Origin of the sequence: Bacillus sp. FSL M8-0071, from assembly GCF_037975455.1 — a bacterium.
Taxonomy (GTDB): Bacteria; Bacillota; Bacilli; order Bacillales; family Bacillaceae; genus Bacillus; species Bacillus subtilis.
Genome location: NZ_CP150256.1, coordinates 3,031,793 through 3,053,195, shown reverse-complemented (window position 1 = coordinate 3,053,195; position 21,403 = coordinate 3,031,793). Strand labels below are relative to the sequence as shown.

Genomic DNA, 21,403 nt, shown 5'->3' with positions numbered 1-21,403 from the left:
AGATAACAGTAGACATCACATTCAATTAGTAACACAAGATATCACATAGTGATTCTTTTTAACGGTTAAGTTAGAAAGGGCGCACGGTGGATGCCTTGGCACTAGGAGCCGATGAAGGACGGGACGAACACCGATATGCTTCGGGGAGCTGTAAGCAAGCTTTGATCCGGAGATTTCCGAATGGGGAAACCCACCACTCGTAATGGAGTGGTATCCATATCTGAATTCATAGGATATGAGAAGGCAGACCCGGGGAACTGAAACATCTAAGTACCCGGAGGAAGAGAAAGCAAATGCGATTCCCTGAGTAGCGGCGAGCGAAACGGGATTAGCCCAAACCAAGAGGCTTGCCTCTTGGGGTTGTAGGACACTCTGTACGGAGTTACAAAAGAACGAGGTAGATGAAGAGGTCTGGAAAGGCCCGCCATAGGAGGTAACAGCCCTGTAGTCAAAACTTCGTTCTCTCCTGAGTGGATCCTGAGTACGGCGGAACACGTGAAATTCCGTCGGAATCCGGGAGGACCATCTCCCAAGGCTAAATACTCCCTAGTGACCGATAGTGAACCAGTACCGTGAGGGAAAGGTGAAAAGCACCCCGGAAGGGGAGTGAAAGAGATCCTGAAACCGTGTGCCTACAAGTAGTCAGAGCCCGTTAACGGGTGATGGCGTGCCTTTTGTAGAATGAACCGGCGAGTTACGATCCCGTGCAAGGTTAAGCAGAAGATGCGGAGCCGCAGCGAAAGCGAGTCTGAATAGGGCGCATGAGTACGTGGTCGTAGACCCGAAACCAGGTGATCTACCCATGTCCAGGGTGAAGTTCAGGTAACACTGAATGGAGGCCCGAACCCACGCACGTTGAAAAGTGCGGGGATGAGGTGTGGGTAGGGGTGAAATGCCAATCGAACCTGGAGATAGCTGGTTCTCTCCGAAATAGCTTTAGGGCTAGCCTCAAGGTAAGAGTCTTGGAGGTAGAGCACTGATTGGACTAGGGGCCCCTACCGGGTTACCGAATTCAGTCAAACTCCGAATGCCAATGACTTATCCTTGGGAGTCAGACTGCGAGTGATAAGATCCGTAGTCGAAAGGGAAACAGCCCAGACCGCCAGCTAAGGTCCCAAAGTATACGTTAAGTGGAAAAGGATGTGGAGTTGCTTAGACAACCAGGATGTTGGCTTAGAAGCAGCCACCATTTAAAGAGTGCGTAATAGCTCACTGGTCGAGTGACTCTGCGCCGAAAATGTACCGGGGCTAAACGTATCACCGAAGCTGCGGACTGTTCTTCGAACAGTGGTAGGAGAGCGTTCTAAGGGCTGTGAAGCCAGACCGGAAGGACTGGTGGAGCGCTTAGAAGTGAGAATGCCGGTATGAGTAGCGAAAGAGGGGTGAGAATCCCCTCCACCGAATGCCTAAGGTTTCCTGAGGAAGGCTCGTCCGCTCAGGGTTAGTCGGGACCTAAGCCGAGGCCGAAAGGCGTAGGCGATGGACAACAGGTTGATATTCCTGTACCACCTCCTCACCATTTGAGCAATGGGGGGACGCAGGAGGATAGGGTAAGCGCGGTATTGGATATCCGCGTCCAAGCAGTTAGGCTGGGAAATAGGCAAATCCGTTTCCCATAAGGCTGAGCTGTGATGGCGAGCGAAATATAGTAGCGAAGTTCCTGATTCCACACTGCCAAGAAAAGCCTCTAGCGAGGTGAGAGGTGCCCGTACCGCAAACCGACACAGGTAGGCGAGGAGAGAATCCTAAGGTGATCGAGAGAACTCTCGTTAAGGAACTCGGCAAAATGACCCCGTAACTTCGGGAGAAGGGGTGCTCTGTTAGGGTGCAAGCCCGAGAGAGCCGCAGTGAATAGGCCCAGGCGACTGTTTAGCAAAAACACAGGTCTCTGCGAAGCCGTAAGGCGAAGTATAGGGGCTGACGCCTGCCCGGTGCTGGAAGGTTAAGAGGAGCGCTTAGCGTAAGCGAAGGTGCGAATTGAAGCCCCAGTAAACGGCGGCCGTAACTATAACGGTCCTAAGGTAGCGAAATTCCTTGTCGGGTAAGTTCCGACCCGCACGAAAGGCGCAACGATCTGGGCACTGTCTCAACGAGAGACTCGGTGAAATTATAGTACCTGTGAAGATGCAGGTTACCCGCGACAGGACGGAAAGACCCCGTGGAGCTTTACTGCAGCCTGATATTGAATGTTGGTACAGCTTGTACAGGATAGGTAGGAGCCTTGGAAACCGGAGCGCCAGCTTCGGTGGAGGCATCGGTGGGATACTACCCTGGCTGTATTGACCTTCTAACCCGCCGCCCTTATCGGGCGGGGAGACAGTGTCAGGTGGGCAGTTTGACTGGGGCGGTCGCCTCCTAAAAGGTAACGGAGGCGCCCAAAGGTTCCCTCAGAATGGTTGGAAATCATTCGCAGAGTGTAAAGGCACAAGGGAGCTTGACTGCGAGACCTACAAGTCGAGCAGGGACGAAAGTCGGGCTTAGTGATCCGGTGGTTCCGCATGGAAGGGCCATCGCTCAACGGATAAAAGCTACCCCGGGGATAACAGGCTTATCTCCCCCAAGAGTCCACATCGACGGGGAGGTTTGGCACCTCGATGTCGGCTCATCGCATCCTGGGGCTGTAGTCGGTCCCAAGGGTTGGGCTGTTCGCCCATTAAAGCGGTACGCGAGCTGGGTTCAGAACGTCGTGAGACAGTTCGGTCCCTATCCGTCGCGGGCGCAGGAAATTTGAGAGGAGCTGTCCTTAGTACGAGAGGACCGGGATGGACGCACCGCTGGTGTACCAGTTGTTCTGCCAAGGGCATCGCTGGGTAGCTATGTGCGGACGGGATAAGTGCTGAAAGCATCTAAGCATGAAGCCCCCCTCAAGATGAGATTTCCCATTCCGCAAGGAAGTAAGATCCCTGAAAGATGATCAGGTTGATAGGTCTGAGGTGGAAGTGTGGCGACACATGGAGCTGACAGATACTAATCGATCGAGGACTTAACCATATTTTTGAATGATGTCACACCTGTTATCTAGTTTTGAGAGAACACTCTCAATTTGTTTGGTGGCGATAGCGAAGAGGTCACACCCGTTCCCATACCGAACACGGAAGTTAAGCTCTTCAGCGCCGATGGTAGTCGGGGGTTTCCCCCTGTGAGAGTAGGACGCCGCCAAGCAATTGCACGTTAGTGCAAGTATGGAGGATTAGCTCAGCTGGGAGAGCATCTGCCTTACAAGCAGAGGGTCGGCGGTTCGAGCCCGTCATCCTCCACCATTTTTCATTATACATATCGGTTTTACATATATGCCGGTGTAGCTCAATTGGTAGAGCAACTGACTTGTAATCAGTAGGTTGGGGGTTCAAGTCCTCTTGCCGGCACCACTTTTATATGATATAATATTCAAGTCTCTTGTAAGAAGAGCCATTAGCTCAGTTGGTAGAGCATCTGACTTTTAATCAGAGGGTCGAAGGTTCGAGTCCTTCATGGCTCACCATTTACATGTTGCGGATGTGGCGGAATTGGCAGACGCGCTAGAATCAGGCTCTAGTGTCTTTACAGACGTGGGGGTTCAAGTCCCTTCATCCGCACCATTTCTGCGGAAGTAGTTCAGTGGTAGAACACCACCTTGCCAAGGTGGGGGTCGCGGGTTCGAATCCCGTCTTCCGCTCCAACTATACCATCCACGCCGGGGTGGTGGAATTGGCAGACACACAGGACTTAAAATCCTGCGGTAGGTGACTACCGTGCCGGTTCAAGTCCGGCCCTCGGCATTAAGTTTTGCGCCCGTAGCTCAATTGGATAGAGCGTTTGACTACGGATCAAAAGGTTAGGGGTTCGACTCCTCTCGGGCGCGCCATGATCTATATGAAATCGGGAAGTAGCTCAGCTTGGTAGAGCACATGGTTTGGGACCATGGGGTCGCAGGTTCGAATCCTGTCTTCCCGACCATTCTTGGGGCCTTAGCTCAGCTGGGAGAGCGCCTGCTTTGCACGCAGGAGGTCAGCGGTTCGATCCCGCTAGGCTCCACTTGATTTCTAAAAATATTTGGCGGTGTAGCTCAGCTGGCTAGAGCGTACGGTTCATACCCGTGAGGTCGGGGGTTCGATCCCCTCCGCCGCTACCAATGGACCTTTAGCTCAGTTGGTTAGAGCAGACGGCTCATAACCGTCCGGTCGTAGGTTCGAGTCCTACAAGGTCCACCACTATACGGAGGAATACCCAAGTCTGGCTGAAGGGATCGGTCTTGAAAACCGACAGGGGTGTCAAAGCCCGCGGGGGTTCGAATCCCTCTTCCTCCGCCATACATATTCCTAATCATCGCGGGGTGGAGCAGTTCGGTAGCTCGTCGGGCTCATAACCCGAAGGTCGCAGGTTCAAATCCTGCCCCCGCAACCAAATTTTAAAATGGTCCGGTAGTTCAGTTGGTTAGAATGCCTGCCTGTCACGCAGGAGGTCGCGGGTTCGAGTCCCGTCCGGACCGCCATTTAATTACTTAGGCTCGGTAGCTCAGTTGGTAGAGCAACGGACTGAAAATCCGTGTGTCGGCGGTTCGATTCCGTCCCGAGCCACCATTTATCAATATATTTTGGCGGTTGTGGCGAAGTGGTTAACGCACCAGATTGTGGCTCTGGCATTCGTGGGTTCGATTCCCATCAATCGCCCCAAATAAAAATTGCGGGTGTAGTTTAGTGGTAAAACCTCAGCCTTCCAAGCTGATGTCGTGGGTTCGATTCCCATCACCCGCTCCATTTCTATATCGTCATGGGCCTGTAGCTCAGCTGGTTAGAGCGCACGCCTGATAAGCGTGAGGTCGATGGTTCGAGTCCATTCAGGCCCACCATGACTTTTGTATTCCACAGTAGCTCAGTGGTAGAGCTATCGGCTGTTAACCGATCGGTCGCAGGTTCGAATCCTGCCTGTGGAGCCAAATGGAGAAGTACTCAAGTGGCTGAAGAGGCGCCCCTGCTAAGGGTGTAGGTCGTGTAAGCGGCGCGAGGGTTCAAATCCCTCCTTCTCCGCCATATGATTACAGATATCATAATTATCGGCCCGTTGGTCAAGCGGTTAAGACACCGCCCTTTCACGGCGGTAACACGGGTTCGAATCCCGTACGGGTCATCCAGAAGCCTTGCATATCCTGCAAGGTTTTTTTGTTTTTATAAATCATGATATGTCTTAGATTTTGTTCTTTATTTTAAAAACAGACTACAAAAATCTCCATATATTTCGTTTTTCTTCAGAAAATGAAGTTAATTGTCTATAAGTATAAGCGCTTTCAGGAAAGGGCTTTTTTTTATTTCTTCGAATAAATACTATAAATGAAAACTATGATGTCAGAAAGGATGATTACATGGCCGCTGCCAGCCCGACAGCACATGATGTTTATCTTTTTCACGAAGGCAGTCTGTTTAAAAGCTATCAGCTGTTTGGCTCGCATTACCGCGAGCTGAATGGCAAAAGCGGATATGAATTCTGTGTGTGGGCGCCTCATGCGTCGGAAGTACGAGTGGCTGGAGATTTTAACAGCTGGTCTGGAGAAGAGCATGTGATGCACAGAGTGAATGATAATGGCATTTGGACGTTATTTATTCCAGGTATAGGAGAAAAGGAACGATATAAATATGAAATCGTGACGAATAACGGTGAGATCAGGCTGAAGGCAGATCCATACGCTATTTATTCAGAAGTCAGACCAAACACAGCGTCACTTACTTACAATTTGGAAGGGTATAGCTGGCAAGATCAAAAATGGCAAAAGAAACAGAAGGCTAAGACGCTGTATGAAAAACCTGTTTTCATTTATGAACTGCATCTTGGGTCTTGGAAGAAACATTCTGATGGCAGGCATTATTCCTATAAAGAAATAAGTCAGACGCTTATCCCTTATATCAAGGAGCATGGGTTTACCCATATTGAACTGCTTCCGGTGTATGAGCATCCATATGATCGTTCATGGGGGTACCAAGGAACGGGGTATTACAGCCCGACAAGCAGGTTTGGCACGCCGCATGATCTGATGAAGTTTGTTGATGAATGTCATCAACAAAATATCGGAGTCATTTTGGATTGGGTCCCCGGACATTTTTGTAAAGATGCACATGGCCTTTATATGTTTGATGGAGAACCGCTTTATGAATACAAAGAAGAACGTGATCGGGAGAACTGGTTATGGGGCACGGCAAACTTTGACCTGGGAAAACCGGAAGTTCATAGTTTTTTAATTTCGAATGCGTTGTACTGGGCGGAATTCTATCATATAGATGGATTTAGGGTTGATGCAGTGGCTAATATCCTGTATTGGCCAAATCAGGATGAACGCCACACGAATCCATATGCTGTTGATTTTTTAAAAAAACTCAATCAAACCATGAGAGAGACATATCCCCATGTGATGATGATTGCAGAAGATTCTACAGAATGGCCTCAAGTGACAGGTGCCGTTGAGGAAGGGGGGCTTGGTTTTCATTATAAATGGAATATGGGATGGATGAATGACGTACTGAAATACATGGAGACGCCGCCCGAAGAAAGGCGGCATTGTCATCAGCTTATCTCTTTTTCATTACTATATGCGTTTAGTGAACATTTTGTATTGCCGTTTTCTCATGATGAAGTCGTATACGGAAAAAAATCACTTCTCAATAAAATGCCTGGCGACTACTGGCAGAAATTTGCCCAGTATCGGCTTTTGCTGGGCTATATGACAGTGCATCCCGGAAAGAAATTGATCTTTATGGGATCAGAGTTTGCTCAATTTGATGAATGGAAAGATACAGAACAGCTTGATTGGTTTTTGGACTCCTTCCCCATGCATCAGAAAGCCAGCGTTTTTACGCAAGATCTTCTCCGCTTTTACCAAAAAAGCAAAATCCTTTATGAGCATGACCATCGTGCACAATCGTTTGAATGGATTGATGTCCATAATGACGAACAATCAATCTTTTCTTTTATTCGTTATGGCAAAAAGCACGGTGAGGCGCTTGTCATCATTTGTAATTTTACACCCGTGGTCTATCATCAATATGATGTTGGAGTTCCTTTTTTTACTCAATACATTGAAGTGCTTAACAGTGACAGTGAAACATATGGAGGCTCAGGGCAAATCAACAAAAAGCCGTTATCGGCTAAAAAGGGAGCACTTCATCATAAACCGTGTTATATCACGATGACCATCCCCCCTTACGGCATCTCGATTTTACGGGCGGTTAAAAAAAGAGGAGAGATAAAAAGATGAAAAAACAATGTGTAGCCATGCTCCTTGCCGGCGGGAAGGGCAGCCGTCTCAGCGGATTAACAAAAAATATGGCCAAACCGGCTGTATCTTTCGGGGGAAAATACAGGATTATTGATTTTACCCTAAGCAACTGTTCTAATTCAGGCATAGACACAGTCGGGATTTTAACGCAATATCAGCCGCTTGAGCTGAATTCCTATATTGGGATCGGCAGTGCATGGGACCTGGATAGATATAATGGAGGCGTGACGGTTTTACCCCCTTATGCCGAGTCATCAGAAGTCAAATGGTATAAAGGGACGGCAAGCGCCATTTATGAAAATCTCAATTATTTGAATCAGTATGATCCTGAGTATGTACTGATTTTATCAGGAGATCACATATACAAGATGGACTACGGCAAAATGCTTGATTATCACATTGAAAAGAAAGCAGATGTGACCATCTCTGTCATCGAAGTGGGCTGGGAGGAAGCAAGCCGGTTCGGCATCATGAAGGCCAATCCAGATGGGACGATCACACATTTTGATGAAAAGCCCAAATTCCCTAAGAGCAATCTTGCCTCAATGGGAATTTATATATTCAATTGGCCGCTTTTGAAACAGTATCTTGAGATGGACGATCAAAACCCTTATTCTAGCCACGACTTCGGCAAAGACATTATTCCTCTGCTTTTGGAAGAGAAAAAGAAGCTTTCTGCTTATCCGTTCAAGGGATATTGGAAGGATGTCGGAACGGTGCAGAGCTTGTGGGAAGCCAATATGGATTTGTTAAAAGAGGACTCGGAGCTGAAGCTGTTTGAACGCAAATGGAAAATTTACTCCGTCAATCCAAATCAGCCTCCGCAATTTATTTCATCTGATGCGCAGGTTCAAGATTCGCTTGTGAACGAAGGTTGTGTTGTATATGGAAATGTGTCTCACTCCGTTCTTTTTCAAGGTGTGACTGTTGGTAAGCATACGACTGTTACATCATCCGTCATAATGCCGGATGTGACGATTGGGGAGCATGTAGTCATTGAAAATGCCATTGTTCCTAATGGGATGGTGCTGCCGGATGGCGCAGTGATTCGCTCCGAAAAAGACATTGAAGAGGTGCTGCTCGTTTCAGAGGAATTTGTAGAAAAAGAATTGATTTAATTACTGAAGAGGGGGCAGAGTCAGTGTTCAATAATCAAATGTTAGGTGTTATAGATGAAACCACATATAAGCATTCTCTTCAGGATTTAACAGCAAAGCGGTCGCTCGGGGCGATCCCTTTTGTCGGCAGGTACCGACTGATTGATTTTATGCTTTCCAACATGGTGAATGCGGATATTAGGAGTGTTGCAATTTTTCCGAAGTATCGTTACCGTTCGCTCATGGATCACCTTGGGGCGGGTAAGGAATGGGATTTGCACCGGAAAAAGGACGGCCTCTTTTTTTTCCCGTCTCCCCATCTTCATCACGAATACGATGAATTCGGTTCCTTTCGCCAGTTTTCGGACCATCTAGATTACTTCCACAGAAGCACGCAGCAATATGCTGTTATCTCCAACAGCCATACCGTATGCAACATTCAATTTCAATATGTGCTGAAACGCCATCAGGAGGTTGGCTGCGACGTCACCGAGGTATTTCAGGACGGCCAGTCGCTGCAAATCTATATCATGTCAACAACGCTTTTAAAGGATCTGATCTACGGACATAGCGAAAAAGGCTATAAAACCATTCAGGAGGCTGTTGAAAAGGAATCTTCCGCCCTGACCATTTGCCCTTATGAATATTCAGGTTATGCCGCTGTCATTGATTCGGTGGAAAAATATTATACCCACAGTATGGAGCTCATTCAGCCTCGTTTTTGGCAGCAGGTGTTTTTGCCGCAGCAGCCGATCTATACAAAAGTGAAGGATGAGCCGCCTACGAAATACGGAAAGCACAGCACTGTCAAAAATTCTTTGGTGGCAAACGGCTGTGTGCTTGAAGGAGAGGTTGAAAACTGCATTTTGTTCAGGGCGGTTCATGTCGGAAAGGGTACGAAGCTGAAAAACTGTATTATTATGCAAAAAACGCAGATTGGAGAGGATTGTCTTCTTGAGCAGGTCATTTCGGATAAGGATGTTAAAATCGGCAAGGCGACGGAAGCTGTAGGAACAGCTGAGCAGCCGCTTGTATTAAGAAAAGGTTTGGTGCAAGGAGAGCTGATGAATTCTTGAAGATATTATTTGCTGTGTCAGAATGCACCCCATTTGTGAAATCAGGAGGTCTTGCCGATGTAGCAGGTGCTCTGCCAAAGGCGCTTGCGCGATTAGGCAATGAGGTAGCTGTGATGCTGCCGAAGTACAGCCAAATACCTGAACCGTGGAAAAAGCGTATGAAAAAACAGGCTGAGTGTACCGTAGCTGTCGGCTGGCGGCAGCAATATTGCGGAATTGAACATATGGCAGAGAATGATGTGAATTATTACTTCATCGACAATGAGTACTATTTCAACAGGGATTCGTTGTACGGGCATTATGATGACGGTGAGCGGTTTGCCTTTTTTTCAAGAGCTGTGCTGGAGGCTGCCAAAGTTGTGAATGTTCAAGCCGATATTGTTCATACTCACGATTGGCATACAGCGATGGTCAATTATTTGCTGAAAGAGGAGTACAGAAAACATCCTTTTTATGAACGGATGAAAAGCGTGCTCACGATCCACAACCTGCAGTTTCAAGGCATATTCCCTCCTGATGTCACACATGACTTGCTGGGTCTTGAGATGGATCATTTTCATTATGAAAGGTTAGAATGCAACGGATTTGTTAATTTTATGAAAGCGGGCATCATTGCGGCTGATCATGTGACAACTGTGAGCCCCACTTACAGAAATGAAATCATGACGCCGTATTATGGTGAGCAGTTGGAACAGGTTTTGCAATATAGGGAAGATGATGTAACCGGCATATTAAATGGCATTGATGATACGTTCTATCAGCCGAAAAGCGACCCTTATATAGAGGCGCAATACGATTCAGGGGATCTTGCATGCAAGCTGGAAAACAAAACGAAGCTTCAGCAGCGGATGGGGCTTCCAGAGAAAAACGATATTCCGCTGATCAGTATGGTGACAAGGCTCACTAAACAAAAGGGGCTTGATCTTGTCCGCAGAATTATGCACGAACTTCTTGAGGAGCAAGACATACAGCTGGTTGTGCTAGGCACAGGAGAACGTGAATTTGAAGATTATTTCCGGTATGCAGAATTTGCTTTTCATGAGAAGTGCCGGGCTTATATCGGGTTTGATGAGCCGCTAGCCCATCAAATTTATGCGGGCTCTGATATGTTTTTGATGCCGTCGAAATTTGAGCCGTGCGGTTTGGGGCAGCTCATTGCGCTTCAATATGGCGCCATTCCGATTGTCAGGGAAACGGGCGGTCTTTACGACACTGTCCGTGCCTATCAGGAGGAAGAGGGAACGGGCAATGGCTTTACGTTTTCCGCCTTTAATGCGCATGATCTGAAATTTACGATAGAAAGGGCGCTGTCGTTTTATTGCCAACAGGATGTATGGAAGAGCATCGTGAAGACCGCTATGAATGCAGATTACAGCTGGGGGAAGTCGGCTAAAGAGTATCAGCGTATTTTCGAGCAGGTGACAAGGAGTGGACGGGATGTTCTCGAGTAAAGAACGCTTTGCAGACTTATTTTTAAAGCGTCTGGAAATGACGTGCGGAAAAAGCTTTAAAGATTCTGCCAAGCTGGATCAATATAAAACGTTGGGCAATATGGTCAGAGAGTATATCAGCGCTGATTGGATCGAGACGAATGAAAAAAGCAGATCAAATTCCGGGAAGCAGACATATTATTTATCAATCGAATTTCTGCTCGGTCAGCTACTTGAGCAAAACTTAATGAATCTTGGTGTTCGTGATGTTGTAGAAGCTGGTTTAAAGGAAATCGGCATCAATTTAGAGGAGATCCTTCAGATAGAGAACGATGCAGGTCTCGGCAATGGCGGACTTGGGCGCTTGGCCGCTTGCTTTTTAGATTCGCTTGCTTCGTTGAACCTGCCTGGGCACGGCATGGGCATACGTTATAAGCATGGTTTGTTTGAGCAAAAAATTGTAGACGGGCATCAGGTGGAGCTGCCTGAGCAATGGCTGAAAAACGGGAACGTATGGGAAGTAAGGAATGCGGATCAAGCAGTGGACGTGCCGTTTTGGGGCGAAGTCCATATGACAGAAAAAAGCGGGCGCCTGCATTTTCGCCACGAACAAGCGACAATTGTTACCGCTGTTCCTTATGATATCCCGATTATCGGCTATGAAACAGGCACTGTCAACACGTTAAGGCTTTGGAACGCTGAGCCCTATGCGCATTATCACGGCGGTAATATTTTGTCTTATAAGCGAGAAACAGAAGCGGTTTCTGAATTCTTATATCCCGATGACACCCATGATGAGGGGAAAATTTTACGGCTGAAGCAGCAGTATTTTTTAGTATGCGCAAGCTTAAAAAGCATTGTGAACAATTACCGAAAAACACATAAATCTTTATCCGGCCTGCATAAAAAAGTGAGCATTCATATTAATGACACTCACCCTGCGCTTGCGGTGCCTGAGCTGATGCGGATTTTGCTCGATGAAGAGAACATGAGCTGGGAAGAAGCTTGGCATATCACTGTACATACGATTTCTTATACAAATCATACAACATTGTCAGAAGCGCTCGAGAAATGGCCGATTCATTTGTTTAAGCCGCTGCTCCCGCGAATGTACATGATTATTGAAGAGATCAATGAGAGGTTTTGCCGCGCAGTTTGGGAAAAGTATCCGGGAGACTGGAAAAGGATAGAGGACATGGCGATTACAGCGCATGGTGTTGTCAAAATGGCTCATCTGGCCATAGTAGGCAGTTACAGTGTAAATGGCGTTGCAAAAATACATTCCGATATATTAATGGAAAGGGAGATGCGCGACTTTCACTTGCTGTTTCCGAATCGTTTTAACAATAAGACGAATGGAATTGCCCACAGGCGCTGGCTGTTAAAAGCGAATCCAGGCTTGTCTGCCATCATTACAGAGGCGATCGGCGATGAATGGGTCAAACAGCCGGAATCACTGATCCGTTTAGAACCGTACGCCACTGATCCTGCATTTATTGAACAGTTTCAAAACAACAAAAGCAAGAAAAAACAAGAGCTTGCCGATTTGATTTTTTGCACGGCCGGGGTGGTTGTGAACCCTGACAGCATATTCGACGTACAGGTGAAACGGCTTCATGCATATAAACGGCAGCTGCTGAATGTTCTTCACATTATGTATTTGTATAACCGCCTCAAGGAGGACGCCGGGTTTTCAATCTACCCGCAAACCTTTATTTTCGGGGCAAAGGCTTCACCAAGCTATTATTATGCCAAGAAAATCATTAAGCTGATCCATTCTGTCGCAGAAAAAGTCAATTATGATCCGGCAGTCAAACAGCTGATCAAAGTTGTTTTTTTAGAAAATTATAGAGTTTCTATGGCTGAGCGAATTTTTCCGGCATCAGACGTAAGTGAGCAAATTTCAACCGCAAGCAAGGAAGCGTCTGGTACAGGGAATATGAAGTTTATGATGAACGGGGCTTTGACGATCGGCACGCATGACGGCGCAAATATCGAGATCCTTGAGCGGGTGGGCCCTGATTGTATTTACACGTTCGGCTTAAAGGCGGATGAAGTTCTATCGTATCAGGAAAACGGCGGCTATAGATCGAGGGAATATTATCAGCATGACAGAAGAATCAGGCAGGTAGCGGATCAGTTGATCAATGGTTTTTTTGAAGGAGAGGCAGATGAATTTGAATCGATCTTTGACTCGCTGCTTCCGCATAATGATGAGTATTTTGTGCTGAAGGATTTCAGCTCATATGCAGATGCACAGGAGCGAATTCAAGCTGATTATCGGGAGCGAAGGAAATGGTCTGAGCGTTCGATTGTAAACATTGCTCATTCTGGATATTTCTCCAGCGACCGCACGATCCGGGAATATGCGAAGGACATTTGGGGCATCAAGCCGATGATGTGAAAAAGCCGCTGTATAAGCGGCTTTTTTTGTTCACAGATTCATTGAATTGATTGTAAAGGATAAGAACGTTGCAAATGCACTCCATAAAAAATAAGGCAAAAGAAGATAGCTTGCGGCTCTGCTGTATTTTTTGGCAATGATCAGTAATATGATTGCTGTGATGGCGACAAGCAGGCAGTCAAGCGATGCAGCCAGCAGATTTTTTTGCGTAAATTGGAAATAGCTGAAGGCTTGATTGAGCACGTAATTTATCAAAAGTGTAAACCAAAAGCTTTTCGCACCTTTAAATGAAAACGCAGCATATACAATGGCTGCTGAAAGGGAGATCATGGCAAACAGGATGGCCCAAATGATGCCGATCGCAGTTCCGCTTGGCGTCCAGTCCGGTTTTTTCAATGAATTGTACCATTCTTGGTCCACAGGAAACAGGTAGCCTGCGGCTGAAAACAGCGCATATGTAATCACAAAAACGGCTAAAGCGCCGACAATCTTTTTCATATTTGCAACCTCCGCATGTATTTAATTACCCTTTATCTTATAAAGATCAAACCCCCGATATGCGGGGGAAATGATGGTCTTAAATAAGCTGCCGCAATGCGTTTGCTTTAATGCGTTCATATTCAAAAGCTGATTCTAATTCTTCCTTCGGTAAAGCAGACTTGCGGACGTATTTTTCGCGAATGACATCGTAAAGCTCGTAAGGAAACAGCATATCAATAAACATGACTTGTTTTTGTTCTTCAGTTAATGGGGCTCTGGATTCGTATGCGTTCAGCATGACATTAAATGTTTCTTCATCCCAAACGCCCGTCGTATCCAAAAGCGGAATAATCATTTTGCGCAAATCGCGAATAGGCAGATCAAATGAAACGGTATCTAAGTCAATGACCCAAATCTGTTCATTTTCCCCTAAGAGTGTATTTCCGGTTCCGTAATCCTGGTGGCAAAGGTTAGGGCTTTTTTTCAGCTGTTCAGTCCATGGAACATAGGTCGACTGCAAAAGCCGGTCTTTGATGCGCAGCCCGTCTTCAATAAAGCCATCTATCTCCTGAAGATAAAGCTGTGAGAAAGGATCTTCTTTTTCCGCCTCCGCCATCAGCTTCCACGTTTCCATCTGTTTGCATCGTTTCGTGTAGTGATTCGGCCAGCGACCTAATTTGGTAAATACGGGAACGCCATTTGGCGGCTGATATCCGACGGAAGCTGTATGAAAATCAGCAAGGCCTTTCATGATAAACTCCAAGTCCTGCTTTACAGTCAGCTCAAACGGCCTTCCTTCGATCCAGTCATATACGACAAATAGAAATGAGCCGTGCTTGGAATATAGGCTGCCTTTTTTGTTTGGGAGTATGCCAGGAACATTCATGCCTTTTTTTGCTAAATAGTCCTGCGCGAAAATGGAAAACAACGCTTTCTTTTCTGGCCTGTGTATTCGTTTTAGACAAACCGCGCCGGAGTCTGTGTGGACCTTCCAGACAAGCGCCATCTGGTTTCCCTGAATGACGTCTATTTTTTCAGCCTGCACATCCCATCCTTGAAGCACATTTTCAGCCAGCTCCGTTAATTTTTTTGCATCTTCTGCTGATAAAGGAAGCTCTGATGAATTCCCCTCCTCAATGACTTCATGGTTTTCTGCCATTAAAGGACACATCCTTACCTGTTTTACTCCTACCTTATGAATCAAAAGGAAAAAATGATTGAGTTATTTGACTATATTTAATAGATGAATCTGGTTGTTTACCCGTTTTGTTTTTAGGGCAGTCCCATTCCGCACAAGTTGGTTGTTCAGCCGTATCATGATTCTAACTAGTTAAAAATCATGCAGGAATGGAGGCTATGTATGAAAATAGCACTGATCGCCACAGAGAAGCTTCCTGTCCCATCGGTTCGAGGAGGCGCCATTCAAATCTACCTAGAAGCGGTTGCCCCTTTAATTGCCAAAAAACATGAGGTGACTGTGTTTTCTATTAAAGATCCGAATCTCGCTGATAGAGAGAAGGTAGACGGTGTCCATTATGTGCATTTGGATGAAGACCGTTATGAAGAAGCCGTTGGAGCAGAGCTGAAAAAGAGCCGTTTTGATCTTGTGCATGTTTGTAATCGCCCAAGCTGGGTTCCGAAATTGAAGAAACAGGCGCCGGATGCTGTTTTTATTTTGAGCGTTCACAATGAAATGTTCGCTTACGATAAAATCAGCCAGGCGGAAGGCGAGATTTGCATCGACTCCGTAGCGCAGATTGTTACGGTCAGCGATTATATCGGACAGACGATCACAAGCCGTTTTCCGTCAGCACGATCAAAAACAAAAACGGTGTATTCCGGTGTGGATTTAAAAACGTACCACCCTCGCTGGACGAATGAAGGGCAGCGGGCTCGCGAAGAGATGCGAAGCGAGCTGGGGCTTCACGGCAAAAAAATCGTCTTGTTTGTCGGCCGGCTTAGCAAAGTCAAAGGCCCGCACATATTATTGCAGGCTTTGCCGGACATCATTGAGGAGCACCCCGATGTCATGATGGTGTTTATCGGGTCAAAATGGTTCGGAGATAATGAATTAAATAACTATGTCAAACATCTTCATACCCTTGGTGCGATGCAAAAGGATCATGTCACATTTATTCAATTTGTGAAGCCAAAGGACATTCCGCGCCTTTATACCATGTCAGATGTATTTGTATGCTCTTCACAATGGCAGGAGCCTTTAGCAAGGGTGCATTATGAAGCGATGGCTGCGGGACTTCCTATTATTACAAGCAATCGGGGAGGCAATCCAGAGGTCATAGAGGAAGGGAAAAACGGCTACATCATTCATGACTTTGAAAATCCTAAACAATATGCCGAACGTATCAATGATTTGCTGAGCAGCTCGGAAAAGCGGGAACGGCTTGGAAAATACAGCCGCCGTGAGGCAGAAAGCAATTTTGGCTGGCAGAGGGTGGCTGAAAATCTGCTCAGCGTCTATGAAAAGAACAGATAGAAGGGGTGAACAGAGTGTACCAAAAAGAGCATGAAGAACAGATTGTGTCCGAAATTCTCAGTTATTATCCGTTTCATATCGACCATGTGGCGCTGAAATCGAACAAAAGCGGGCGCAAAATCTGGGAAGTCGAAACTGATCATGTCCCAAAGCTGCTAAAAGAAGCGCAAATGAAACCGGAGCGGATGCTTTTTATCACTCAGGCACACGCCCATTTACAAGAGAAAGGGCTGCCGATAGCGCCGATTCATCAAACAAAAAATGGCGGTAGCTGCTTGGGCACGGATCAGGTTTCTTACAGCTTATATGACAAAGTGACAGGAAAAGAAATGATTTACTATGATGCAGAGCAAATGAAAAAAGTCATGTCATTTGCCGGCCATTTTCATCATGCCTCAAAAGGATATGTTTGCACAGATGAAAGCAAGAAGAGAAGCAGGCTGGGAAAATGGCACAAATTGTACCGTTGGAAGCTGCAGGAACTTGAAGGGAATATGCAGATCGCAGCATCCTATCCTGATGACGTATTTTCGCAAACTTTCTTAAAACATGCTGATAAAATGCTGGCAAGAGGAAAAGAAGCTCTCAGAGCGCTTGATGACTCAGAATACGAAACCTGGACAAAAGAGACGCTCGAGCATGGCGGATTCTGTTTTCAGGATTTTACATTGGCACGTTTGACTGAGATCGAAGGGGAGCCTTTTTTAAAGGAGCTTCACTCGATTACCTACGATTTGCCGTCAAGAGACCTTCGTATTCTGCTGAATAAAGTGATGGTTAAGCTTTCTGTATGGGATACTGATTTCATGGTTGCACTGCTTGCGTCCTACGACGCAGTGTATCCGCTCACAGAAAAACAGTACGAGGTACTTTGGATTGATCTCGCGTTTCCGCATTTGTTCTGTGCAATCGGGCACAAATATTATTTGAAGCAAAAGAAAACGTGGTCAGATGAGAAATATAACTGGGCGCTGCAAAACATGATTTCTGTTGAAGAATCTAAAGATTCGTTTTTGGATAAACTGCCGGAACTGTATAAAAAGATAAAAGCCTATCGGGAGGCGAATTGACATGAGGTCATCGAGACAAAAAGCCTCTATTTCTAAACTGGATCTCGACCAATTCGTATTTACACCGCCTGGACCGATGGGATGGCAGGCTCATGACTCAACCTCAGCTGAGAAGGAAGAAGAGGAGAAGCATTTAGATGTGGGCAGCATTCGAGAGCTCCCTCACATCAATGCACCGAAAGAATATCAAGAAGAAACGAAGGAAAAGGAAACAGATCACAAAATCGTCGATGATGAAGAAGAAACGAAATTCGAAACCACTCTGGAGCCTGAGGAGGAGCGTGATTCGAAACGCTCAGCGCCCCCATATGAAGAAGAGGATGAAGATGAAGAACCAGACTTAGCGGAAGAAGCTAAAGTGGAAATCATCATTCTTCCAAGTGAATCTAAACCAGCTCCATGGTTTTCTCAAACTGTAAAGCGCAAGGCATAAAGTCACATTTATGCCTTTTTTTAAGTTCTCTGCAGCGAAAAAACAGCCCGTTTTGCAACACGAGCTGTAGGTTTTATGTTTTTGCTTTCACAAAAAGCTGATTGATAGATGATAAATCAAAATTTTGCGTCAGAAAAGGCGGCGGAAATTGTTTGTTTTTCGGAGTGAGAACGGATTGGTAAACAGTATTGAGCCTTTTGGCCGCATGGGTAAAGGTAAATAAAGCTTCTACATGCTGTCGGGCGTTTTTTGTCATTTTGCTCATTAATTCTTGATCTGTAAAGGCTCTGTCAATTGCTTTTGCAAATGAAGAAGGTTTGTTGTATCTGTCGATGACAAGGCCGGTGACTTCGTCTTTTACGACTTCACCGTTTCCGCCCCGATTTGTGGTAATTAAGGGCGTGCCGGCCGCCATTGCTTCATAATTCACACGGGCGAGGGGTTCGTTCCACTGAGAGCTGCACACAAATACATCTGCCATCAGAAAAAGGTTTGGGATGTCGTCTGCGGGAATGAATTTTGTAAAGATTATGTGGTCTCTGTATGGCAGCGCCAGCGTGCGCAGATAGGTTACATATTGGTTTTGGCTGTCATCGCTGAACCACTTCCCGCCTGCTATGACCAATACAGCATCAGGGTGCTGCTGCAAAATCCTTCTCATGCTGTGAATGAGAAGGTGAGGTCCTTTTGTTGGGCTTAAGCGGCCGGCGAATAAAATAACTTTTTTATCTTCAATACCGTATTTTTTCCGGTATGTTTTTCTGACAGCCGAGCCTTTCATCGTCCAGACGGGCGGATAAGAGTTTAAATCAACGCCGGAATACACAACTTTTGTGATGTCCTCGGCTTCAGGGAAACGTTCAATGACGGTTTGTTTAATAAATTCGCTCACAGTTGTGATCATGGAGACATTGTCGAGTACTTCTTTTCCTTGCGCGAAGGTCATCTTTTTTTCAGAAAACATTTCGTTATGCAGGCTCAGAACGATCTTGCTGTTTGGTGAGGCTTTTTTATATAAAGAGACATTTAAAGGCCTGTTGAACACATGAATGAGGTCAAAGGAAGAGGCTCGCAGCTCTTCGGCTACCGCCTCGCGGTAATGTTCTTTTGGCAGATGGATATAATGTACGCCGTCTTTTGTTTCTCTTTTTGGAAGCGCTGGATCTTCTATTGAAAAAATGGTCAGGTCGTACCTGCTGCTGAAATAGGGCGTGACACCGTCAATCATCATTTGAATAGCGCCGCCGCGTACTGCGGGCGCCGGCAGCTTTTCTGTACAGATAAAGGCAAGCTTCATTTTTATTCCCCCTGATACAGCGACGATAAATAGGCGATTTCGTTGGTCAAGCCATCCTTTAAGGATGTGGCGGGATCATAATGCAAGAGCTGTTTTGCTTTTGAAATATCCGCCCACGTGTTGCTCGGTTCCCCTGCTATTTTGTCCGAAAAGTGCAGTGTTGCTTTTCTCCCGGAAATATCCTCAATGAGGGAGACAACTTTTAAGACTGAGGCACGCTCTGCGCCGCCGATATTTACTGTTTCACCAATAAGGTGGGGTTTCCCAAGAACAGCGGTGATGCCTTTGACACAGTCGCTGATATAAGTGAAATCTCTTGACTGCTGCCCATCACCGAAGATGGTAAGCGGCTTTTGCTGAAGGTGCTGCTTAATGAGCCGGTGAAAAGCCATATCCGGCCGCTGTCTTGGCCCGTATACGGTAAAAAAACGGAGAATCACAATTGGAATGCCAAAGCTCTGTTTATACACATGGCAAAGCTTTTCTCCCGTAAGCTTTGTTACCCCGTACGGAGATAAAGGAGAAAGCGACGTGTTTTCGCTGACTTTTCCTTGTTTTTCGCCATAGACGGAAGAGGTGGATGCAAAGACGAACGTTTGAATAGAATGTTCCCGGCACGCCTCGAGGAGCCTTTGGAGCGCTTGGATATTATGTGCGGCATATGGGTGAAAATGATTGCCCCAGCTTGAGCGGACACCCGGTATGGCCGCCAAATGAAAGATGACGTCCACTCCTTCCAGTAAGGGAGCAAGATCGGCTGTCAGCAGATTTTCCTTTATGAACGTAAATCGCTTTTCCGGCAGCAGGTTTTTAAGGTTTTTTAATTTCAAGGAAAATGGAGTAGGACCGATAAAGTCATCGATTCCGATAACGTTATGTTTCTTATCTTTTAGTAATTCTTCGCAGAGGTGGGAGCCGATAAAGCCAGCTGCTCCTGTGACGAGTATTTTCATGGACGGCCAACTCCCGTACAGATCAGGCCGCAAGCCTCGATCAGTTCTTTTTTTAGTACGTTGCGTCCGTCAATCACAAGACGCCCTTTCATGATATCTGCAGCCTTTTTCCAATCAAACGCTAAAAACTCAGACCATTCTGTCGCCAAAAATAAAAAGTCACTCTCTTCGATCGCATCAAAAGCTTGAGAATGCTGAGTTACATGTTGCCGCAAATGTTCTGGAAGTACAGCTTCAGGATCATATGCATGAACATCACATCCCAGCTCCGCCAGCCTTTCCATCAGTCTGACAGCCTGAGAATTCCGGATGTCATCAGTATTCGGTTTGAAGGAAATGCCGAGTACAGCCGCTTTCTTGCCTTGAAGTGTTTCGAAGAATGACTGTATTTTTTTGATATACAGGCCAAGCTGGGTGTCATTAATGTGCTGCACGGCCCGGAGCAGGAAGGTCTCCGTGTTTTTTTCCTGGGCAGCAAATTGCAGCGCCTGCAGATCCTTTGGAAAACAAGAGCCTCCGTATCCGATGCCTGCCTGCAAAAAGTGCTTCCCGATCCTTGGGTCTAGACCGATAGCGCGGGAAATATCTGAGATATCTGATTGATAGGCTTCACATATGCGGGCCATTTCGTTAATAAACGAAATTTTGGCCGCTAAAAAGAAATTGTTGGCATATTTGATCAGCTCTGCTCCCGCTAAGCTTGTAACGATAAAAGGGGTATCAATGTGTTTGTAAATGGATTTGACGATGGCTGCCGATACGTGATCTTCTTCCTGAACACCGATGACTGTTTTGTCAGGATGCAGCATGTCATATAAGGCATTGCCTTCCCGCAGAAACTCCGGATTGGATACGATATTAAAGAGGTTTTTAGACACTCCGGAGGCAATCAGCTGTTTTGCTATGTTTTCATTTGTCCCGGGCGGAACAGTGCTTTTCGTAATAATGGTTTTATACGATCGGATCGCCTCGCTTAAATCACCGATGACGGACTGCAGGGCTTTCGTATCAGCTGATCCGTCCGAACGCGGCGGAGTTCCGACTGCGATAAAAATAACGGGACATTCCTCCATGCTCGATTTCACTTCAGAAGAAAACGAGAGATTGCCGCAACGAAGTATTGCATCTGAAAGCCCAGGCTCGTAAAAGGGAATGACTCCTTTTTTCAGCTGCCCGATTTTTTTGACGTCTTTGTCTGTGCATATCATGTCATGTCCGATGGATGCCAGTGCCGCTGATAGGGTTAAACCGACATACCCGGCGCCAACCACACAAATTTTCATCACCTGAGCTCCTTTACAAGATTACTGGTCATATATCAATATCCTATTAAAAAAGGGCTGGTTCGTGATTCCGCTTTCTGCCCAGTTGCTTCCGCCTAATTTCAGATGTACAAACATCGGGATGCGCTCTTGGAATATCATGT

13 protein-coding genes, 21 tRNA genes and 2 rRNA genes are annotated in these 21,403 nt (G+C 46.3%); 31 read left to right on the top strand and 5 right to left on the bottom strand.

Annotation, left to right across the window (positions count from 1 at the left end; translation table 11 throughout):
- Window positions 1–63: 63 nt before the first annotated feature.
- The 28 genes from MKX71_RS15905 to glgP all read left to right on the top strand — a co-directional run bounded on the left by MKX71_RS15905 (window position 64) and on the right by glgP (window position 13,250).
- Window positions 64–2,991: ribosomal RNA gene (locus MKX71_RS15905) — 23S ribosomal RNA — on the top strand.
- Between the two features lie 55 nt (window positions 2,992–3,046).
- A 5S ribosomal RNA gene (gene rrf, locus MKX71_RS15900) occupies window positions 3,047–3,162 on the top strand.
- A gap of 22 nt (window positions 3,163–3,184) precedes the next feature.
- A tRNA-Val gene (locus MKX71_RS15895) sits at window positions 3,185–3,260 on the top strand.
- A gap of 32 nt (window positions 3,261–3,292) precedes the next feature.
- Window positions 3,293–3,368 (top strand) — tRNA-Thr (locus tag MKX71_RS15890).
- Between the two features lie 37 nt (window positions 3,369–3,405).
- Window positions 3,406–3,481, top strand: a tRNA-Lys gene (locus MKX71_RS15885).
- Between the two features lie 10 nt (window positions 3,482–3,491).
- Window positions 3,492–3,578: transfer RNA gene (locus tag MKX71_RS15880), tRNA-Leu, on the top strand.
- A gap of 5 nt (window positions 3,579–3,583) precedes the next feature.
- Window positions 3,584–3,658, top strand: a tRNA-Gly gene (locus MKX71_RS15875).
- A 14-nt stretch (window positions 3,659–3,672) separates the two neighbouring features.
- Window positions 3,673–3,758 (top strand) — tRNA-Leu (locus MKX71_RS15870).
- 9 nt (window positions 3,759–3,767) lie between these two features.
- Window positions 3,768–3,844: transfer RNA gene (locus MKX71_RS15865), tRNA-Arg, on the top strand.
- Window positions 3,845–3,859: 15 nt separating this feature from the next.
- A tRNA-Pro gene (locus MKX71_RS15860) sits at window positions 3,860–3,936 on the top strand.
- A 5-nt stretch (window positions 3,937–3,941) separates the two neighbouring features.
- A tRNA-Ala gene (locus MKX71_RS15855) sits at window positions 3,942–4,014 on the top strand.
- Between the two features lie 20 nt (window positions 4,015–4,034).
- A tRNA-Met gene (locus tag MKX71_RS15850) sits at window positions 4,035–4,111 on the top strand.
- Window positions 4,112–4,113: 2 nt separating this feature from the next.
- Window positions 4,114–4,190: transfer RNA gene (locus MKX71_RS15845), tRNA-Ile, on the top strand.
- Between the two features lie 6 nt (window positions 4,191–4,196).
- Window positions 4,197–4,289 (top strand) — tRNA-Ser (locus MKX71_RS15840).
- A 17-nt stretch (window positions 4,290–4,306) separates the two neighbouring features.
- Window positions 4,307–4,383 (top strand) — tRNA-Met (locus MKX71_RS15835).
- A gap of 11 nt (window positions 4,384–4,394) precedes the next feature.
- Window positions 4,395–4,471, top strand: a tRNA-Asp gene (locus MKX71_RS15830).
- A gap of 12 nt (window positions 4,472–4,483) precedes the next feature.
- A tRNA-Phe gene (locus MKX71_RS15825) sits at window positions 4,484–4,559 on the top strand.
- 17 nt (window positions 4,560–4,576) lie between these two features.
- Window positions 4,577–4,652: transfer RNA gene (locus MKX71_RS15820), tRNA-His, on the top strand.
- Window positions 4,653–4,662: 10 nt separating this feature from the next.
- Window positions 4,663–4,736, top strand: a tRNA-Gly gene (locus MKX71_RS15815).
- Window positions 4,737–4,751: 15 nt separating this feature from the next.
- Window positions 4,752–4,828 (top strand) — tRNA-Ile (locus MKX71_RS15810).
- 12 nt (window positions 4,829–4,840) lie between these two features.
- A tRNA-Asn gene (locus tag MKX71_RS15805) sits at window positions 4,841–4,915 on the top strand.
- Window positions 4,916–4,918: 3 nt separating this feature from the next.
- Window positions 4,919–5,009 (top strand) — tRNA-Ser (locus MKX71_RS15800).
- Window positions 5,010–5,034: 25 nt separating this feature from the next.
- Window positions 5,035–5,106 (top strand) — tRNA-Glu (locus tag MKX71_RS15795).
- Window positions 5,107–5,338: 232 nt separating this feature from the next.
- Window positions 5,339–7,222, top strand: coding sequence for a 1,4-alpha-glucan branching enzyme (glgB, locus tag MKX71_RS15790; protein WP_210216127.1), 1,884 nt, complete (start codon window positions 5,339–5,341; stop codon window positions 7,220–7,222).
- Window positions 7,219–8,361: a glucose-1-phosphate adenylyltransferase gene (locus MKX71_RS15785; protein ID WP_003229018.1), complete on the top strand. Its 1,143-nt coding sequence runs from the start codon at window positions 7,219–7,221 to the stop codon at window positions 8,359–8,361. The genes glgB and MKX71_RS15785 overlap by 4 nt, the downstream gene beginning before the upstream one ends.
- 23 nt (window positions 8,362–8,384) lie before the next feature.
- Window positions 8,385–9,416, top strand: coding sequence for a glucose-1-phosphate adenylyltransferase subunit GlgD (gene glgD / locus MKX71_RS15780; protein ID WP_339231303.1), 1,032 nt, complete (start codon window positions 8,385–8,387; stop codon window positions 9,414–9,416).
- On the top strand, window positions 9,413–10,867 hold the full coding sequence (gene glgA / locus MKX71_RS15775; protein WP_003246015.1) for a glycogen synthase GlgA: 1,455 nt from the start codon (window positions 9,413–9,415) through the stop codon (window positions 10,865–10,867). The genes glgD and glgA overlap by 4 nt, the downstream gene beginning before the upstream one ends.
- Window positions 10,854–13,250 (top strand): glycogen phosphorylase GlgP, encoded by a 2,397-nt coding sequence (gene glgP, locus MKX71_RS15770; RefSeq protein WP_033884545.1) that lies wholly within the window; start codon window positions 10,854–10,856, stop codon window positions 13,248–13,250. Before glgA ends, glgP begins: the two co-directional genes overlap by 14 nt.
- A 30-nt stretch (window positions 13,251–13,280) precedes the next feature.
- Here glgP and MKX71_RS15765 read toward each other — a convergent pair whose 3' ends face one another.
- Together MKX71_RS15765 and cotI are read right to left on the bottom strand one after the other, a co-directional pair.
- Window positions 13,281–13,748 (bottom strand): TspO/MBR family protein, encoded by a 468-nt coding sequence (locus tag MKX71_RS15765; RefSeq protein WP_042977507.1) that lies wholly within the window; start codon window positions 13,746–13,748, stop codon window positions 13,281–13,283.
- Between the two features lie 79 nt (window positions 13,749–13,827).
- The gene (gene cotI, locus MKX71_RS15760; RefSeq protein ID WP_080265393.1) at window positions 13,828–14,901 is read right to left on the bottom strand and encodes a spore coat kinase CotI; all 1,074 of its coding nucleotides are present in this window, start codon (window positions 14,899–14,901) and stop codon (window positions 13,828–13,830) included.
- A gap of 189 nt (window positions 14,902–15,090) precedes the next feature.
- On the opposite strand from cotI, the gene cotSA reads away from it, so the two are divergent.
- From cotSA to MKX71_RS15745, 3 genes are read left to right on the top strand one after another with little or no spacing between them, the layout of a single operon-like run.
- Window positions 15,091–16,224 (top strand): spore coat protein CotSA, encoded by a 1,134-nt coding sequence (gene cotSA / locus MKX71_RS15755; protein WP_003229028.1) that lies wholly within the window; start codon window positions 15,091–15,093, stop codon window positions 16,222–16,224.
- 14 nt (window positions 16,225–16,238) lie between these two features.
- A complete protein-coding gene (gene cotS / locus MKX71_RS15750; protein WP_339231302.1) occupies window positions 16,239–17,294 on the top strand; it encodes a spore coat putative kinase CotS in 1,056 nt (351 codons plus the stop codon).
- A gap of 1 nt (window position 17,295) precedes the next feature.
- A complete protein-coding gene (locus MKX71_RS15745; protein ID WP_212059402.1) occupies window positions 17,296–17,727 on the top strand; it encodes a hypothetical protein in 432 nt (143 codons plus the stop codon).
- A gap of 73 nt (window positions 17,728–17,800) precedes the next feature.
- Here MKX71_RS15745 and MKX71_RS15740 read toward each other — a convergent pair whose 3' ends face one another.
- From MKX71_RS15740 to MKX71_RS15730, 3 genes are read right to left on the bottom strand one after another with little or no spacing between them, the layout of a single operon-like run.
- A complete protein-coding gene (locus tag MKX71_RS15740) occupies window positions 17,801–19,024 on the bottom strand; it encodes a glycosyltransferase family 4 protein (RefSeq protein ID WP_033884540.1) in 1,224 nt (407 codons plus the stop codon).
- Window positions 19,025–19,026: 2 nt separating this feature from the next.
- The gene (locus tag MKX71_RS15735; RefSeq protein WP_029318306.1) at window positions 19,027–19,977 is read right to left on the bottom strand and encodes an NAD-dependent epimerase/dehydratase family protein; all 951 of its coding nucleotides are present in this window, start codon (window positions 19,975–19,977) and stop codon (window positions 19,027–19,029) included.
- On the bottom strand, window positions 19,974–21,260 hold the full coding sequence (locus MKX71_RS15730; protein ID WP_004398478.1) for a UDP-glucose/GDP-mannose dehydrogenase family protein: 1,287 nt from the start codon (window positions 21,258–21,260) through the stop codon (window positions 19,974–19,976). Before MKX71_RS15730 ends, MKX71_RS15735 begins: the two co-directional genes overlap by 4 nt.
- Window positions 21,261–21,403: the final 143 nt, after the last annotated feature.

What these genes read in the sequence shown, in the direction of transcription:
- MKX71_RS15745 (WP_212059402.1), top strand. Translation starts at nt 17,296, where the DNA reads ATGAGGTCATCGAGACAAAAAGCCTCTATTTCTAAACTGGATCTCGAC.
- cotSA (WP_003229028.1), top strand. Translation starts at nt 15,091, where the DNA reads ATGAAAATAGCACTGATCGCCACAGAGAAGCTTCCTGTCCCATCGGTT.
- MKX71_RS15730 (WP_004398478.1), bottom strand. Translation starts at nt 21,260, where the DNA reads ATGAAAATTTGTGTGGTTGGCGCCGGGTATGTCGGTTTAACCCTATCA.
- MKX71_RS15785 (WP_003229018.1), top strand. Translation starts at nt 7,219, where the DNA reads ATGAAAAAACAATGTGTAGCCATGCTCCTTGCCGGCGGGAAGGGCAGC.
- glgB (WP_210216127.1), top strand. Translation starts at nt 5,339, where the DNA reads ATGGCCGCTGCCAGCCCGACAGCACATGATGTTTATCTTTTTCACGAA.
- cotI (WP_080265393.1), bottom strand. Translation starts at nt 14,901, where the DNA reads ATGTGTCCTTTAATGGCAGAAAACCATGAAGTCATTGAGGAGGGGAAT.
- MKX71_RS15765 (WP_042977507.1), bottom strand. Translation starts at nt 13,748, where the DNA reads ATGAAAAAGATTGTCGGCGCTTTAGCCGTTTTTGTGATTACATATGCG.
- MKX71_RS15740 (WP_033884540.1), bottom strand. Translation starts at nt 19,024, where the DNA reads ATGAAGCTTGCCTTTATCTGTACAGAAAAGCTGCCGGCGCCCGCAGTA.
- glgP (WP_033884545.1), top strand. Translation starts at nt 10,854, where the DNA reads ATGTTCTCGAGTAAAGAACGCTTTGCAGACTTATTTTTAAAGCGTCTG.
- MKX71_RS15735 (WP_029318306.1), bottom strand. Translation starts at nt 19,977, where the DNA reads ATGAAAATACTCGTCACAGGAGCAGCTGGCTTTATCGGCTCCCACCTC.